The sequence below is a fragment of the Amycolatopsis bartoniae genome (assembly GCF_014191255.1).
Classification (GTDB): domain Bacteria; phylum Actinomycetota; class Actinomycetes; order Mycobacteriales; family Pseudonocardiaceae; genus Amycolatopsis_E; species Amycolatopsis_E bartoniae.
Map to the genome: position 1 here is coordinate 120,076 of NZ_JACHWH010000012.1, position 15,571 is coordinate 135,646.

The 15,571-nt window shown below is 73.1% G+C and carries 13 protein-coding genes and 1 pseudogene; 5 read left to right on the forward strand and 9 right to left on the reverse strand.

The genetic code is table 11. The annotated features are described in order from the left end of the window. The first annotated feature begins 51 nt into the window (after positions 1–51). The 4 genes from FHX82_RS33095 to FHX82_RS33110 all read left to right on the forward strand — a co-directional run bounded on the left by FHX82_RS33095 (position 52) and on the right by FHX82_RS33110 (position 5,870). The gene (locus FHX82_RS33095) at positions 52–2,058 is read left to right on the forward strand and encodes a S9 family peptidase (RefSeq protein ID WP_145935204.1); all 2,007 of its coding nucleotides are present in this window, start codon (positions 52–54) and stop codon (positions 2,056–2,058) included. Between the two features lie 150 nt (positions 2,059–2,208). Beyond that, a complete protein-coding gene (locus FHX82_RS33100; protein WP_145935242.1) occupies positions 2,209–3,372 on the forward strand; it encodes a glycosyltransferase family 4 protein in 1,164 nt (387 codons plus the stop codon). Continuing rightward, positions 3,369–5,489: an amylo-alpha-1,6-glucosidase gene (locus tag FHX82_RS33105; protein ID WP_145935205.1), complete on the forward strand. Its 2,121-nt coding sequence runs from the start codon at positions 3,369–3,371 to the stop codon at positions 5,487–5,489. The genes FHX82_RS33100 and FHX82_RS33105 overlap by 4 nt, the downstream gene beginning before the upstream one ends. 177 nt (positions 5,490–5,666) lie before the next feature. Next, on the forward strand, positions 5,667–5,870 hold the full coding sequence (locus tag FHX82_RS33110) for a hypothetical protein (RefSeq protein WP_186382242.1): 204 nt from the start codon (positions 5,667–5,669) through the stop codon (positions 5,868–5,870). 49 nt (positions 5,871–5,919) lie between these two features. Here FHX82_RS33110 and FHX82_RS33115 read toward each other — a convergent pair whose 3' ends face one another. Genes FHX82_RS33115 through FHX82_RS33125 form a run of 3 tightly spaced genes read right to left on the reverse strand, consistent with a single transcriptional unit; the run spans position 5,920 to position 8,941 of the window. Next, entirely contained in the window at positions 5,920–6,732 is an 813-nt protein-coding gene (locus FHX82_RS33115) for a sugar phosphate isomerase/epimerase family protein (protein WP_145935207.1), read from the reverse strand. Further along, on the reverse strand, positions 6,729–7,796 hold the full coding sequence (locus tag FHX82_RS33120; RefSeq protein ID WP_183176984.1) for a dihydrodipicolinate synthase family protein: 1,068 nt from the start codon (positions 7,794–7,796) through the stop codon (positions 6,729–6,731). Before FHX82_RS33120 ends, FHX82_RS33115 begins: the two co-directional genes overlap by 4 nt. After that, entirely contained in the window at positions 7,793–8,941 is a 1,149-nt protein-coding gene (locus FHX82_RS33125) for a Gfo/Idh/MocA family protein (RefSeq protein ID WP_145935209.1), read from the reverse strand. Before FHX82_RS33125 ends, FHX82_RS33120 begins: the two co-directional genes overlap by 4 nt. Before the next feature lie 63 nt (positions 8,942–9,004). On the opposite strand from FHX82_RS33125, the gene FHX82_RS33130 reads away from it, so the two are divergent. Further along, positions 9,005–10,024 (forward strand): LacI family DNA-binding transcriptional regulator, encoded by a 1,020-nt coding sequence (locus FHX82_RS33130; protein WP_229880307.1) that lies wholly within the window; start codon positions 9,005–9,007, stop codon positions 10,022–10,024. 66 nt (positions 10,025–10,090) lie between these two features. Here FHX82_RS33130 and FHX82_RS38120 read toward each other — a convergent pair. The 6 genes and pseudogenes from FHX82_RS38120 to FHX82_RS33160 form a co-directional block, all read right to left on the reverse strand. Further along, positions 10,091–10,747 (reverse strand): annotated as a pseudogene (locus FHX82_RS38120) (DUF6807 family protein); the annotation flags it as partial. Then, a complete protein-coding gene (locus tag FHX82_RS33140; RefSeq protein ID WP_145935210.1) occupies positions 10,744–11,832 on the reverse strand; it encodes a Gfo/Idh/MocA family protein in 1,089 nt (362 codons plus the stop codon). The pseudogene FHX82_RS38120 and the gene FHX82_RS33140, both read right to left, overlap by 4 nt. Continuing rightward, complete coding sequence (locus FHX82_RS33145; protein ID WP_145935211.1) at positions 11,829–12,380, reverse strand: hypothetical protein; 552 nt, start codon at positions 12,378–12,380, stop codon at positions 11,829–11,831. The genes FHX82_RS33140 and FHX82_RS33145 overlap by 4 nt, the downstream gene beginning before the upstream one ends. After that, positions 12,377–13,210, reverse strand: coding sequence for a carbohydrate ABC transporter permease (locus FHX82_RS33150; protein ID WP_145935212.1), 834 nt, complete (start codon positions 13,208–13,210; stop codon positions 12,377–12,379). Before FHX82_RS33150 ends, FHX82_RS33145 begins: the two co-directional genes overlap by 4 nt. Continuing rightward, complete coding sequence (locus FHX82_RS33155; RefSeq protein WP_145935213.1) at positions 13,207–14,163, reverse strand: carbohydrate ABC transporter permease; 957 nt, start codon at positions 14,161–14,163, stop codon at positions 13,207–13,209. The genes FHX82_RS33150 and FHX82_RS33155 overlap by 4 nt, the downstream gene beginning before the upstream one ends. Before the next feature lie 34 nt (positions 14,164–14,197). Beyond that, positions 14,198–15,490, reverse strand: coding sequence for an ABC transporter substrate-binding protein (locus FHX82_RS33160; protein ID WP_145935214.1), 1,293 nt, complete (start codon positions 15,488–15,490; stop codon positions 14,198–14,200). Between the last annotated feature and the right edge of the window lie 81 nt (positions 15,491–15,571).

Below are 15,571 nucleotides of genomic sequence, written 5' to 3' on the forward strand. Positions count from 1 at the left end.
CCCTGGGGAAAACCCGACGTGGCTGTCGGTGGTGGGTGGTAGGAAGACGGGGTGACTTCCGAAGATCCGTTCACCGACCTCGACGGCTACGTCGCGCTGCCCAGGGCGGCCGGGCTGGCCCTGTCCCCGGACGGGCGCCGCCTCGTCGTGGGCGTGTCCGCGCTCGACGCGGGGAAGACCAGGTACACCTCCGCCCTGTGGGAGGTCGACCCCGCGGGCGAGCGTCCCGCACGCAGGTTGACGCGCAGCAAGGAGGGCGAGTCCGGCGCGGCGTTCACCCGGGACGGTGACCTGTTGTTCGTGTCGTCGCGGCCGGTGCCCGACGCCGAGGAGGAGGGCGACGCGCCGCGCGCGTTGTGGCGTCAGCCCGCGGCGGGCGGGGACGCGGAGGTGCTCGCGGCGCCACCCGGCGGGGTGCACGGAGTCGTCGTGGCGCGTGAAGCGGGCACGGTGGTGTTCGCCTCGCCGATGCTGCCCTCGGCGGCCGACGCGGAGCGGGACCGCGAGCTGCGCCGGGAACGCAAGGACGGCAAGGTCTCCGCGATCCTGCACGAGGAGTACCCCGTCCGGTTCTGGGACCACGACCTCGGCCCGGCGCGCAACCGGTTGCTGGCCGGGAAACCGGGCGACGAGCCGCGTGACCTGACGGGGCACGCCGGGCGCGCGCTCGACGACGAGTCGACGTGGGACGTGTCGCCGGACGGCGGCACGGTCGCGGCGTCGTGGATGGTGGCGGAGCCGGGCGGTTCGCAGCGCTCCACGCTCGTCGCGATCGACGTCGCCACCGGTGAACGCCGCGTGCTGGCCGACGACGCCGGGCACGAGTACACCGAGCCGCGCTTCTCCCCCGACGGCAGCCGGATCGCGGTGGTCGTGCAGGCCAAGTCCACCCCGGCGAAGGCCGGTGACGCCTGGCTGGCCGTGCTGCCCGCCGACGGCGGTGAGCCGCAAGCGCTCACGGCGGGCTGGGACCGCTGGCCGCACGACGCGCGGTGGCTGCCGGACGGCAGTGCCCTGGTCGTGACGGCCGACGACCAGGGGAACGCGCCGCTGTGGCGGGTCGACGCCACCACGGGCGAGGTGACGCGCCTGACGGAGCGGGGCGCGTTCAGCGACGTGCAGGTCTCGCCGGACGGCCGGTGGGCGTACGCGTTGCGGTCCTTTGTGGACAGCCCGCCCGCGCCGTACCGGGTGGCGCTGGACGGGAGTGCCGTGGAGGCGCTGCCCGGGCCGGTGCCGGAGGTGACGGTGCCGGGCCGCGTCGAGGAGGTCACCACCACGGCCGCGGACGGCGCGAAACTGCGGGCGTGGCTGGCGCTGCCGCACGACGCGGGCCCCGGCTCGCCCGCGCCGCTGCTGCTGTGGATCCACGGTGGCCCGCTGGGGTCGTGGAACGCGTGGCAGTGGCGGTGGAACCCGTGGCTCGCGGTGGCCCAGGGCTACGCCGTGCTGCTGCCGGATCCGGCCATCTCGACCGGCTACGGCCTGGACTTCATCCAGCGCGGCTGGGGCGAGTGGGGCGGCGCGCCCTACACCGACCTGATGGCGATCACCGACGCGGCGGTCGAGCGGGCCGATGTGGACGAGACGCGCGCGGCCGCGATGGGCGGTTCTTTCGGCGGCTACATGGCCAACTGGGTGGCCGGGCACACCGGCCGCTTCCGGGCGATCGTCACGCACGCCTCGCTGTGGTCGATGGACCAGTTCGGCCCGACCACGGACGCCGCCTACTACTGGACGCGGGACATGACCCAGGAGGCGGCGGCGCGCAACTCGCCGAACGCCTTCGCGGACCGCATCACCACCCCGATGCTCGTCATCCACGGCGACAAGGACTACCGCGTGCCGATCGGCGAGGGCCTGCGCCTGTGGTGGGACCTGGTGTCCCGCTCGGCGGCCGAGGACGGCACCACGCCGCACAAGTTCCTGTACTTCCCGGACGAGAACCACTGGATCCTCACGCCGAACCACGTGAAGGTCTGGTACTCGACGGTGCTCGCGTTCCTGGCACACCACGTGCTCGGGCAGGAGTGGCAGCGCCCGGAGCTCCTCGGCTGAGGAGGCCGGGCACCCGATCTTGACACCGGCCCGCCTCCTGGGTTAGCACTCTAAAGGGGAGAGTGCTAACTGAACACAGTCGGCTGAGGAGGCAGCTTGAGCAGCACGCACCGTCCTGCGTGGAACGCCCGGCCTGTTCCGCACACCGCCGTGCGACCGGCAGACGACACCGGCCCGTTGCGCGTGGCCCTCGTCGTCCCGCCCTACTTCGACATCCCACCCCACGCCTACGGCGGGGTCGAGGCCGTGGTGGCCGACCTCGCCGACGCGCTCGTCGCCCGCGGGCACTCGGTCACCCTCGTCGGGGCCGGCCGGCCCGGCACCCGCGCCCGCTTCGTCCCCGTGTGGGACCGCACGGTCCCCGAGCTGCTGGGCGAGCCCTACCCGGAGGTCATGCACGCCATCGCCGCGCGCCGGGCCGTGCAGCGGCTCGCCGCGACCGAGGGGCTCGACGTCGTCCACGACCACACGCTGGCCGGGCCGCTCAACGCGCCCGCGTACGGCGTGCCCACCGTCGTCACCGTGCACGGGCCGGTCGGCCCCGACATGGAGCGCTACTACCGCGAGCTGGGCGACGACGTGCACCTGGTGGCGATCAGCGACCGGCAGCGCGAGCTGGCGCCGGGTCTGAACTGGACCGCGACCGTCCACAACGGACTGCGGCTCGCGGACTGGCCGTTCCGGGCCGAGAAGGACGACTACGCGCTGTTCCTCGGCCGCTTCCACCCGGACAAGGCGCCGCATCTGGCGCTGGAGGCCGCGCACGCCGCCGGGCTGCGGCTCGTGCTCGCGGGCAAGTGCGCGGAGCCCGTCGAGAAGGAGTACTTCGAGCGCGAGGTCAAGCCCCGCCTCACCGCGACCGACCACGTGTTCGGCGTCGCCGACGCCGACGCCAAGCGGGAGCTGCTCGCGAACGCCCGCTGCCTGCTGTTCCCCATCCAGTGGGAGGAGCCGTTCGGCATGGTCATGATCGAAGCGATGGCCTGTGGCACCCCCGTGGTGGCGCTGCGCTCGGGCGCGGTGCCCGAGGTGGTCGTCGACGGGGTCACCGGGCTGGTCCTCGACGACCCGGCCGGGCTGCCGCGAGCGCTGCACGACGTGCGCGACCTCGACCCCGCCGCGTGCCGGGCGCACGTCGCCGCCCACTTCGACGTGCGCGGCCTCGGCGCGGGCTACGAGCGGGCCTACCGGCGGGCCGTCGAGGTGAGCACGCTGCGGCGCGACTACGCCGGGCTCGACTCGGCGCTCGACCGCGCCTACAACCGGTTCGACTCGGGCGGTTCGCAGCTGCAGGCGTCGGGAGAGCGGGCGTGACCCCCGCGGCCTTGAACGCCGGGGAACCGGTGCCGGTCACCGCCGCGGGCGGCACGGCCACGCTCGTCGAGGGCAGCACGTTCTGCCTGTCCGACACCAGCGGGGACATCCGCCCCGGCACCTCGCACGGGTTGTTCTTCCGCGACGCGCGGCTGATCTCGCGGTGGGAGCTGCGGCTCGACGGGCAGCCCCCGCACCCGCTGTCGGTGCTGTCGTCCGAGGCGTTCGCGGCGCGGTTCGTGCTGCGCCGCAACCCGAAGCCGGGCCAGGCGGACAGCACGCTGCTGCTCGTGCGGGAACGGCTCGTCGGCGACGGGCTGCGGGAGACGATCACGCTGCGGAACCTGGGTCGCGAGAACACCGTCGCGACACTCACCCTGCACGTCGACGCGGATTTCTCCGACCTGTTCGCGGTCAAGGAGGGCCGTCCGGCGCACGGTGGCGCGGACGCGACGGTCGCCGGGTCGGAACTGCTGCTGCGGGACCGGTCCGACGGTTCGCGCGGCCTGTCGGTCAGCGCGAGCGCGGAACCGCTCGCGGGACCGGGCGTGCTGAACTGGCGCGTCGTCGTGCCCGCGCGCGGCGAGTGGTCCACCGAGATCGTCGTGCAGCCCACGGTCGGAAACCGCCGGGTGCGGCCGCAGTTCGACCGCGGTGAGGAGGTGGACCGCAGCGGCCCGGCCCGCAAGATCCGGGCCTGGCGGGACGTGAGCACGGCCGTCACGGCGGAGGACCCGGTGCTCACGCAGGTGCTGCACCGGACCGAGAGCGACCTGGGAGCGTTGCAGATCCACGACAGCAGCCAGGACGGCAGGCCGTTCGTCGCGGCGGGCGCGCCGTGGTTCATGACGTTGTTCGGCCGGGACAGCCTGCTCACGGCGTGGATGGCGCTCCCGCTCGACGTGGGTCTCGCGCTCGGCACGCTCGAAACACTCGCCGCGTTGCAGGGCAAGCGGGTCGACCCGCTGACCGAGGAGGAGCCGGGACGGATCCTGCACGAGCTGCGGCTGGGCCCGGACAGCGACCAGGTGCTCGGCGGCAGCCACTACTACGGCACGGTGGACGCGACGCCGCTGTTCGTGATGCTGCTGGCGGAGTGCTGGCGCTGGGGTGCCGACGAGGCCGGGGTGCGGGCGCTGCTGCCGGCCGCTGACGCGGCCCTGGCCTGGCTGGAGGAGTACGGCGACCGCGACGGGGACGGGTTCGTCGAGTACCGGCGGGCCACCGACCGGGGACTGCTCAACCAGGGCTGGAAGGACAGCTTCGACGGCATCAACGACGCGGCCGGGCGGCTCGCGACCACCCCGGTAGCGCTGTGCGAGGTGCAGGGCTACGCCTACGCGGCCTACGTCGCGCGGGCGGAGCTGGCGGAGGCGTTCAATGACCCGGCGACCGCGGCGCGGTGCCGCGAACGGGCGGAGACGCTGCGCGCGCGGTTCGCCGAGACGTTCTGGCTGCCCGAACAGGGCTGGTACGCGGTGGCGCTCGACGGGCGCAAGCAGCCGCTCGACGCGCTGACCAGCAACACCGCGCACTGCCTCTGGTCGGGCATCGCGACCGACGAGCACGCGGCGGTGCTCGTCGAACGGCTTTCGGGCCAGGAGATGGACAGCGGGTTCGGGCTGCGGACGCTGTCGTCGGCGATGGGCGCGTACAACCCGATGAGCTACCACAACGGTTCGGTGTGGCCGCATGACACGGCGATCGCGGTGGCCGGGCTGCTGCGCTACGCGCACCTGCCGGGTGCGGTGGACCTCGCGCAGCGCCTGGCGACGGGGCTGCTGGACGCGGCGGCGTCGTTCGGCGGCCGCCTGCCGGAGTTGTTCTGCGGGTTCTCCCGCGACGAGTTCAGCCCGCCGGTCCCCTACCCCACCTCGTGCTCACCGCAGGCGTGGGCCAGCGCGGCACCGCTGCTGCTGGTGCGTGCGTTCCTGGGGCTCGAACCACACGTGCCGCGGCGGAGCCTGACGGTGCGGCCGCACCTGCCCGGCCGCTGGGGCCGGCTGAGCCTGACGGACCTGCGGCTGGGCGGGGTGACGGTGCACGTGGAGGCCGACCGCGAGGTGGCGAAGGTCCGCGGGCTGCCCGAAGGGTGGGAGCTGCACGGCGTGGAGTGACCGCGGAGCCCGGAACCGCTTGGCACGGCGGGAAAATCCCCGTGGTCTGGACCCTGCCGGGGCTGCTGTGGCTCCGGTGGGGGTCACCCGACGTGGTGGACCCGAGTTGCACCGGTTTTCCGCTGCCGGTAGGCCCGGGTATTCCCTTGCCACCGGAAAGCAAGGGAGGAAAGGGAAATGCGACGGATTACCACAGCGGTGGCTGCTTTCGCCCTGGCCACGGGAACTCTGCTGGGCGTGACCGGGACGGCGTCGGCCGCCCCCACGTCGGTGTCGGTGGACATGTGCGTCGGCGGCGGGGGGACGCTCCTGTACAACGGCGAAGGCGCGGCGCTGTCCTGCTGGGGCGGCTGGTTCAACGGCATGCCGGTCAACGTCTGACCGGGTCGTGCGGCACTGCTCCCGGAACGGGCGCGGTGCCGCACCCCGGTCACACCACCAGTTCCGCGAACCGCCGCTTCATCGTGGCCAGCACCTCGTCGCCGGGGGTGGCCCACACGTCGGCGTTGAACAGTTCCACCTCGATGTCCCCGCGGTACCCGGCCGCGTGCACCGCCTCGGTGAACGGGCGGAAGTCCACGTGGCCGTCGCCCATCATGCCGCGGCCGAGCAGCACGTCGGCGGGCAGCGGGGTCAGGAAGTCGCACACCTGGTAGGCCGCGATCCGCTCGCCCGCCCGCCCGATCTGGGCGAAGACCTCCGGGTCCCACCAGAGGTGGAAGGTGTCCACCACCACCCCGACCTGAGCGGCGGGAAACCGCTCCGCCCAGTCCAGCGCCTGGCGCAGGGTCGAGAGCACCGCGCGGTCGGCGCAGTACATCGGGTGCAGCGCCTCCAGCCCCAGCCGCACCCCGCGTTCACCCGCGTACGGGGCCAGCTCGGCGAGGGCGTCGAGCACCCGCTGCCGGGCGCCGGGCAGGTCCTTCGAGCCGGGCGGCAGGCCGCCGACCACCAGCACCAGGCACGGCGCGCCGAGCGTGGCGGCTTCGTCGATCGCGCGGCGGTTGTCGTCGAGCGCCGCGGGCTCGCCGGTGGTGAGGAAGCCGCCGCGGCACAGCGAGGACACGCGCAGACCGGCGTCGGCGACCAGTTTCGCCACCGCCGCGAGCCCGGTTTCGGCGACCGGCTCGCGCCACAGCCCGATCGCGGGCACGCCCGCGCGCACGCAGCCGTCCACCGCCTCGGCGACGGACCAGTTCTTCGTCGTCATCTGGTTGAGGGAAAGTCGTTCCAGTCCCGTCATCGCGCCAGTCCCGTCACGGTCCGGAAGGCCGCCATCCGGGCGGCGGCCAGGTCGGGGTCGGGCAGCAGCCCCAGCTCGCCGGCCAGCCGGTAGGCCTGGTCGAGGTGGACCGCGGACCGGCCGCTCTGCAGCCCGCCGACCATCGTGAACCCCCGCTGGTGCCCGGAAAGCCAGGCCAGGAAGGCGATCCCGGTCTTGTAGTAGTACGTCGGCGCGGCGAACAGGTGCCGTGCGAGGGGAACCGTGGGTGCCAGGATCCGGTCGTACCCCGCCACGTCACCGGCGTCGAGCCGCTCCAGCGCCGCCGACGCCGCCGGGGCGATCGCGGCGAACACCCCGAGCAGTGCGTCGCTGTGGCCTGTCTCGTCGCCGCGGATCAGCTCCGGGTAGTGGAAATCGTCGCCGGTGTACAGCCGCACGCCCGGTGGCAGCGCGCGGCGGAACCGGACTTCGTGCCCGGCGTCCAGCAGCGACACCTTCACCCCGTCCACTTTGGCCGGATGTGCGCGGATCAGCGCGAGGAGCGACTCCGTGGCCCGGTCAAGGTCTTTCGCGCCCCAGTAGCCCGCGAGCGCCGGGTCGAACATCGGGCCGAGCCAGTGCAGGATCACCGGCTCCGCGACCTGGCCGAGCACCTTCCCGTACACCTCGTGGTAGTCCTCCGGACCGGACGCCACCCGCGCGAGCTGCCTGCTGGCCATGAGGATCACCCGCGCACCCGCGGTCTCCACCACCTCCACCTGGTCGAGGTAGGCGCGGGTCACCTCGTCCACAGTGGACGCCTCCGGAGCGTGGTCGGTTCCGGCGCCGGCGGCGATCAGACCGCCGCAGGAGGCGGCTTCGGCCGCGGAACGGCGGATCAGCTCGCGGGTGGCCGCCCAGTCCAGGCCCATCCCCCGCTGCGCGGTGTCCATCGCCTCGGCGACGCCGAGCCCGCAGGACCACAGGTGCCGCCGGAACGCGAGCGTCGAGTCCCAGTCGACCACGGCGGGCGCACCGGGAGCGTTGTCCGCCTGCGGATCGGCGGCGACGTGCGCGGCGGCGTAGGCGATGCGTGATTTCACAGCGTCAGCTCCTCCAGTTCGACCCGGCGGCCCGTCTCCGACGAGCGCAGCCCCGCCTCCGCCAGCCGGATGCCGCGGGCCCCGGCCAGGAAGTCGTAGGAGTACGGCGCGCCCTCCACCACGTGGCGCACGAACTCCTCCCACTGCACCTTGAACCCGTTGCCGAACTCCTCGTTGTCCGGAACCTCCTGCCACAGTGAGCGGAAGTCGTACGCGGCGGGCAGATCCGGGTTCCACACCGGTTTCGGCGTCGCGGACCGGTGCTGCACGCGGCAGTGGCGCAGCCCGGCCACCGCGCTGCCCTCGGTGCCGTCCACCTGGAACTCGACGAGCTCGTCCCGGTCGACCCGCACGCACCAGGAGGAGTTGATCTGCGCGACGATCCCGCCCGCGAGCTCGAAGATGCCGTACGCCGCGTCGTCCGCGGTCGCCCGGTACGGCCTGCCCTGTTCGTCCCAGCGGGTGCCGACGTGCGTGACGGCCTTGGCGGTGACCGCCTCCACGGGCGCGAACAGGTTCTCCAGCACGTAGTTCCAGTGGCAGAACATGTCCGTCACGATGCCGCCGCCGTCCTCGGCGCGGTAGTTCCACGACGGACGCTGGGCCGGCTGCCAGTCCCCTTCGAACACCCAGTAGCCGAACTCCCCGCGCACGGACAGGATCCGGCCGAAGAACCCGCCGTCGACGAGGCGTTTGAGCTTGCGCAGCCCGGGCAGGTACAGCTTGTCGTGCACGACCCCGTTCCTGATCCCGGCCGCGGTCGCGCGCCGGGACAGTTCGAGCGCGCCGGAAACGCTTTCGGAAAGCGGTTTCTCGGTGTAGACGTGCTTGCCCGCCTCGATCGCGGCCAGGACGGACTTCTGGCGGACCTGAGTGAGCTGGGCGTCGAAGTACACGTCGATGCCGGGATCGGCGAGCGTGGCCGCCAGGTCCGTGGACCAGCGGGAAATCCCGTGCCGTCGCGCGATGTCGGCGAGCTTGGTCTCGTCACGGCCCACCAGTACCGGTTCGAGCTGGACCGTGCGGCCGTCGGAGAGGCGCACCCCGCCCTGCTCCCGGATGGCGAGCACCGACCGCAGCAGGTGCTGGAAATACCCCATCCGGCCGGTCACTCCGTTCATCGCGACACCGAGCCGTTCGCTCATGACATCCTCTCCGAGGGGGAAAGCGTTTTCCGGGAGGCCCCGGGAATCACGTACGCTGCCAGGGTGACCACTGACGTGACGCTCTTCGACGTGGCCAGAGCGGCGGGAGTCTCCCCCGCCACCGCATCCCGGGTGCTCAACGGCAGCACACGCGTCGTCGGGGCGGAGCTGCGGGAGCGCGTGCTGAGCACCGCGGCCGAGCTGAACTACACGCCGAACGCCGCCGCGCAGGCGATGGTGCGCGGGCGGCTGAACGTGGTGGGCGTGGTGGTGCACGACATCGCCGACCCGTACTTCTCGACGGTCGCGTCCGGGGTGATGAGCGAGGCGGAGAAGGCCGGGCTCGTGGTGGCCGTGTCCAGCACCCGGCACCGGCCGGACCGCGAGGCCGAGTACGTCGCGGCCTTCCGCCGGCAGCGGGCGCGGGCGGTGGTCCTGATCGGCAGCAGGACGACGGACCGCGGCTCACGGGACCGGCTCCGCGAGGAGATCGAGCGGTTCGAGGCGGGCGGCGGCCGGGTGGCGGCCGTGACCCAGCGCAGGCTCGGCGTGGACACCGTGGTGGTGGAGAACCGGGCCGGGGCGCACGCGCTCGCGGAGTCGCTGGTGGGGCTGCGGTACCGGCGCTTCGCGGTGCTCGCCGGACCGTCCACTTTGGTCACCGCGCAGGACAGGCTGGCCGGGTTCCGCGCCGGGCTCGCGAAGCACCGGGTGACGCTCGCCGAACGGAACGTAGTGCACGGGGAGTTCACCCGCGACGGCGGCTACCGCGCGATGGAGGAGCTGCTGGCCGCGAAGCGGGACGTGCAGTGCGTGTTCGCGGTGAACGACGTGATGGCGGTCGGGGCGATGGCGGCGCTGCACGACCACGGCATCGCGTTGCCGGACGGGATGGCGGTGGCCGGGTTCGACGACATCGCGACCCTGCGCGACGTCGTACCCCGGCTCACCACGGTCCGCATCGACCTGGCCGGTATCGGCGAGACCGCGCTGAACCTCGTGCTCGGCGAGCCCGGCACCCCGCCCCGGGTGCGGCGGGCGCGCGGCGAGGTGGTCCTGCGGGAGAGCACCCCCGCCCGGTAGGTCGCGCACGTCGGCACGCAGGTGCACGACGAGGGGCCGCCCGGGCGTGAGCGGCAGCGGACGGTCCCAGGCCAGGGCGGAGCCGACGCCGAAGTACTCGCTCGTGCGCACGAACCACGGGTCCGCCGTGACCTGGGACAGGGTCACCGACCATTCCGGACCGATCGCGGCCAGCCGGTCCGCCCTGGCGCCGTTGGGCACGGACACCACCGGCCGCGGCACGGCGGGGAAGCGCCAGAAGAACCCGCCGTAGCCCGCACCCGCCCGGCCGTTGCTGCCGGGGCTCGCCAGCCGCAGGGGCCGGGTGGCGGTGAGCACGCTGCGCCAGTCCAGCGTCCAGCCGCCGTCGGACGGCAGGGCGCGCACCGTGCGTTCCTCGGTCAGCAGGACGCCGCCCCGCGCGTCGCACCAGGTGAGCCCGTCCCGGATTCCGCCGCATTCCAGGCGTGCTTCACCCCGCACCACACCGAGTTCGCCGGGGACGTAGCCGCGACCGGCCACATAGGTCGGTCCGCCCCACAGGTTCACACCGTCCACATCGGGCAGTGCCAGCCCGGCGCCGCGGTGCCACGGGTGGTCGGCGGGGTGCTCGTCGGTCAGCACCGCCCCGCCCAGGGTGCGGACGGGGTGGAGCGCGGGCCTGCCGACGATGCCCCGCGCCGGGTCGTCGGCGTCCTCGCCGTAGCGGGCGACCTCGATGCCGTGCACGAACAGGGCCGTCATCGCAGCTCCCGGAAGGTCGCCAGCCGCTCGGCGGCCTGCGTCACCAGCGCCTCGACCCCGGGCAGCACCACCCGCTCTCCCTCCCGCCGCAGGTACGCGTCGGGCACGCGGGACGGCTCGGGCGCGGTCCGCACGGCCTCCAGCACCCGCATGAACCCACCCGTGGAGTCCACATCGGACTGTAATCCCACAGACGGGTCGTCCAGGTGTGCCAGCAGGTTCCGCAGCGGGGACACCCGCTCGTACCGCCGCGTGTGGCCGTCCATGGTGAGCAGGTCCTCGGTGTAGACCAGTTCCGCGCGGCCACGGCTGCCGTGCACCACCAGCACCGGCTCGGACTCCCGCTCGGCACACAGGGTCACCGCGACCACGACCGTGGTGCCGCGGGCGGTCCGCAGGCGCAGGCACGAGGTGTCGTCGGCCTCGATGTCCCGGCAGCGCCACAGCTCGACCTCGCACGAGACCACGTCGTCCACGCCGGTGCTGCCGTCCACCGCGAGCGCGGTGGCGACGGCGTGGGCGAAGGGGTTGGTCAGCGCCCCGTCGACGACCGGGTGGCCGTCGAGCACCCGCCGTCCCGCCCACGGCGCCCGCCGGTAGTACTCGTCGGTCCTCGACCAGGCGCCGGAGACGCCGATCCCGCGCACCGAACCCAGCTCCCCGTCGCGGACCGCGGCCGCGAGCCTCGTCACCGCGGCCGAACCCAGGCTCTGGAACCCGATCTGGCAGGCCAGCCCGCGGTCGGCGACCGCCTTCCGCAACGCGTGCCAGCTGCTCAGCAGCGGCCCGGGCGGCTTTTCGAGCATCAGGTGCGCTCCGGCGTCGAGCACGGCGGCGGCCAGCTCGGCGTGCGTGTGGATCGGCGTGGCCACGACGCCGAGGTCCGGCCGGGTCGCGGCCAGCAGCGCGGGCAGATCCGCGGCGACCGGCCGGTTTCCGATCAGGCGCCGGGCCTCCTCGTCCAGCTCGGCGATCTCGCACACCCCGGCGAGCTCCACCAGCCCCGCCCGCTCCAGCTCCGCGATCTCCCGCAGGTACGAACGGCCGTAGCCGCCCGCCCCGGCGAGCACCACCCGCCGGGTCATCCGAGCCGCCGGGGCACGGCGACCGCCGCGAGCAGGAGCAGGCCCGGAGCGATCACGACGAACGCCGGTGCCTGCGTGACGACGACGGCGAGCACGACCACGGCCACCGCGAGCATCGCGCTGCCCAGCGGGTCCCGCACCGTCAGCTCGCCGCCCCGCGCGGCCGCTTCCCGCCACGACCGGTCCGGCGCCCAGGACACCACCGTCCGCAGGCCCGCGACGATCACGGTGGCCAGCACGGCGCCCAGCAGCCAGCCGAACGGGCGGCCGCCCGGCACACGGGCGAGCACCGCGAGCACGTCCAGCCCGCCGACGACCAGCAGCCCGAGCGGGGCGAGCGCCGCGAGCGGGTTCCGCACCGCCGCCCCGAACAACCGCAGGTACCGGGCGACCGACGGGGTCCGGTCGGCGCGGACGAGGTCGGTCAGCAGCACCGCGCCCGCCGCACCGGCGGCCGGGGCGGTGAGCAGGGGCAGCGACGTCACCGTCACGAGGACGCCGATCAGCAGCACCTCGGACAGCAGCACCAGTGGGCGGACGGTGTTCATCCGCGCAACCCCGTCGTGGCGGCGCCGTCCACCAGGAACCGCTGGAAGGCCAGGAAGAACAGCCCGATCGGCACCAGCGCGAGCACCGACATCGCGAACATCGGCCCGAACGCGGACTGGGTGGTCTGGTCCACGAAGGTCTGCAGCGCGAGCGGCAGGGTGAACGTGGACGGGTCGTTGAGGTAGATCAGCTGCGTGAAGAAGTCGTTCCAGGTCCAGATGAACGTGAAGATCGCGGTGGTGATCATCGCGGGCCGCAGCAGCGGGGCGATCACGTACCGGAACGTCCGAAGTGGACCGCAGCCGTCGATGGTGGCGGCCTCGTCCAGCTCGCGCGGCAGCGTCCGGACGAACTGCACCATGAGGAACACGAAGAACGCGTCGGTGGCCAGGAACTTCGGCAGCACCAGCGGCCAGAACGTGTTGACCATCCCCAGCTGCTGGAAGATGACGTACTGCGGGATCAGCACGACGTGCTGGGGCAGCATGATCGTGGAGATCATGAACGCGAACAGCGGGCCGCGGCCCCGGAAGTGCAGCCGCCCGAAGGCGTAGCCGGCGAGCGCGCAGGACACCACGTTGCCGAGCACCGCGCCGCCGGAGACCAGCAGCGAGTTGCCGAAGTAGTGCCACACGCCGTAGCCCGCGACACCGTTGAACACCTCGGCGTAGTTGCCGCCCGTGGGGTGCGACGGCAGCAGCGCCAGCGTCGAGACCACTTCCTCCGCGGGCTTGAACGACGTGGACACCAGCCAGATGACCGGGTACAGCAGCACGACCAGGATGAGGACCATCAGCACGTGCCACAGCAGCGGTTTCGTCCGGTTCATCGCGCCTCCTCCCCCGCGTAGAACACGAACCTGCGGGCGCCGCGGAAGAGCAGGGCGGTGATGATCGCGACGGCCACGAGCAGCACCCACGCCATCGCCGACGCGTAGCCCATCCGGAAGTCGGTGAACCCGCGCTGGTAGAGGTAGATGGTGTAGAGCAGCGTCGAGTCGCTGGGCCCGCCGCGGCCGCTGCTCACCACGAACGCGCCGGTGAACGCCTGGAACGCGTGGATGGTCTCCAGCACCAGGTTGAACAGCAGCACCGGCGAGAGCATCGGCAGCGTCACCGAGCGGAACCGCCGCATCGCACCGGCCCCGTCGAGCTCCGCCGCCTCGTACAGCTCCCGCGGCACCTGCTTGAGCCCGGCGAGGAAGATCACCATCGGCGCGCCGAACTGCCACACCGCCAGCGCCACCACGGTCAGCAGCGCGTACTGCGGCTGGTCCACCCAGCCGCCGGTGTGGATGCCGAACGCGGCGAGAACGCGGTCCATCGTGCCGTCGGTGGCGAACATCGCGCGCCAGACGAGTGCCACGCTCACGCTCGCGCCGAGCAGCGACGGGGCGTAGAACGCCGAACGGTAGAGCCCGGTGCCGCGCCGGGCACGGTTCAGCAGCAGCGCCACCGCGAGCGCCAGCACCAGCTTGAGCGGCACCGACAGCAGCACGTAGCGCGCCGTGACGCCGACCGCGTGCCAGAACCGGTCGTCGGCGGTGAACATGGTGACGTAGTTGCCGAAGCCGACCCACCGCGGCGGGTCGAACAGGTCGTAGTCGGTGAACGACAGGTACAGCGACGCGACCATCGGCCCGAGGGTCAGCAGCAGCACCCCGGCGAACCACGGGGTCAGGAACAGGTAGGCCGCGCCCTGCCGCTCACGGCGCGGCCGCCGGGCGGGGGCCACGGCCCGGTCGCCGGGCGGCGCGGGCGGGCTGAGCACCGAGTGGGTCATGGTCACCTCCCTTCCCGCGGCGCGGCCGGTACGGTCACTTGTTCAGCGACTGCTGGGCCGACTGGACCACGCGCGCGGCGCCGTCGGCCACGCTGATCCGGCCGAAGATCACGTCGTCGTAGGTGCGCTGGAAGTCGCGCTTCACCGCGGCCGAGCCGCTGGGCCACAGGCCGGTGGCCGAGCGCGCCCGGTCGGCGACGGAGGCCTCGTAGTCGCAGACCGCCTTGTCACCGCCCTGCGCCGCGGCGCACACGCGCCGCCGGATCTGCTGGTTGGCCGGCAGGCCGCGGGTGGTGCCGAGCACCTGCCCGGCACCCGGGTCGTTGATCAGGAAGTTCAGCAGCCGCACCGCCGCGTCCTTGTGCGCGGAGCGCTGCGTGACCGCGAACGTCACCGGCGGCATGGCGGCCATCCCAGACTCGGCGCTGTCCGTGGGCAGCGGCGCGGCCTTGATCGTGGGACCGTAGGAGGACAGGTACGCGGTGAGGCTGGAGTCGTAGTTGATCTCCGACGCGGACTTCTTCGTCACCAGGCCGGAGTTCTGCATTGAACCGTCCATTTTGGTCGTCACCGTGGCCGGGGTGACCGCGGCGCGCTGGCGCAGCCCGCCGGTGAGGTTCCAGAACTGCGCCAGGTCGGCGGCGGTGAAACCGAGCCCGCCGTCGTCGGTGTAGAGCTGCTTGCCGTGCTGGTGCAGCCAGGACTCGAACCAGTCGACCGCCCAGCCGAAGTCGGTGGTGCCCGCCGTGCCGCTGGTGCCGATCCTGGCCATCGCGTCACCGAACTGCTCCCAGGTCCAGTTCTGCCCCGGGCCGGTGGGCGGGGTGACCCCGGCGCGGGCGAACACCGCGGGGTCGTAGGCGACCATCTGGGTGGTCTGCCCGCCGGGGATCGAGTACTGGGCGCCGTCGATCTTGCCGCCGGCGAGCAGTTCCGGCGCCACCTGGCTGACGTCGAGCTCCTTGCCGACCGACGAGGTGAGGTCCGCGAGCGCGTGCCGGTGCTGGTACTCGCCGAGCGTCGCGCGGTCGAGCTGGATCAGATCCGGCGCGGCACCGCCGGCGACCTGCGTGGACAGCTTCTGCAGGTACGCGTCGTAGGCGCCGTACTCGGTCTCCACCTTGATGCCGGGGTTGGCGGCCATGAACTTCTGCACCGCGGCGTTGGTGGCCTTGGCCCGGTCCTCGTTGCCCCACCAGACGAACCGGATCGTGGTCTGCCCGCCGCTGCCGGCACCACCGCCGCACGCGGCGAGCGGACCGGCCAGCGCCAGCACGAGCGCCGCGGCCAGCCCCCTGCTCCCCAGCCGGAAACCCCGTCCGCCCATCGCAGTGCTCCCTTCGGCGGCCGTGTGCCGGCCGGCTACCGGTCGTCGTCGAATCGGTGTGGCCGAACGGTAGGGCGGCCG

Bases quoted from the DNA above. Each gene is read 5' to 3' on its own strand.
- FHX82_RS33110 (WP_186382242.1), top strand. From the start codon at position 5,667: ATGCGACGGATTACCACAGCGGTGGCTGCTTTCGCCCTGGCCACGGGA.
- FHX82_RS33115 (WP_145935207.1), bottom strand. From the start codon at position 6,732: ATGACGGGACTGGAACGACTTTCCCTCAACCAGATGACGACGAAGAAC.
- FHX82_RS33125 (WP_145935209.1), bottom strand. From the start codon at position 8,941: ATGAGCGAACGGCTCGGTGTCGCGATGAACGGAGTGACCGGCCGGATG.
- FHX82_RS33140 (WP_145935210.1), bottom strand. From the start codon at position 11,832: ATGACCCGGCGGGTGGTGCTCGCCGGGGCGGGCGGCTACGGCCGTTCG.
- FHX82_RS33145 (WP_145935211.1), bottom strand. From the start codon at position 12,380: ATGAACACCGTCCGCCCACTGGTGCTGCTGTCCGAGGTGCTGCTGATC.
- FHX82_RS33150 (WP_145935212.1), bottom strand. From the start codon at position 13,210: ATGAACCGGACGAAACCGCTGCTGTGGCACGTGCTGATGGTCCTCATC.
- FHX82_RS33155 (WP_145935213.1), bottom strand. From the start codon at position 14,163: ATGACCCACTCGGTGCTCAGCCCGCCCGCGCCGCCCGGCGACCGGGCC.
- FHX82_RS33160 (WP_145935214.1), bottom strand. From the start codon at position 15,490: ATGGGCGGACGGGGTTTCCGGCTGGGGAGCAGGGGGCTGGCCGCGGCG.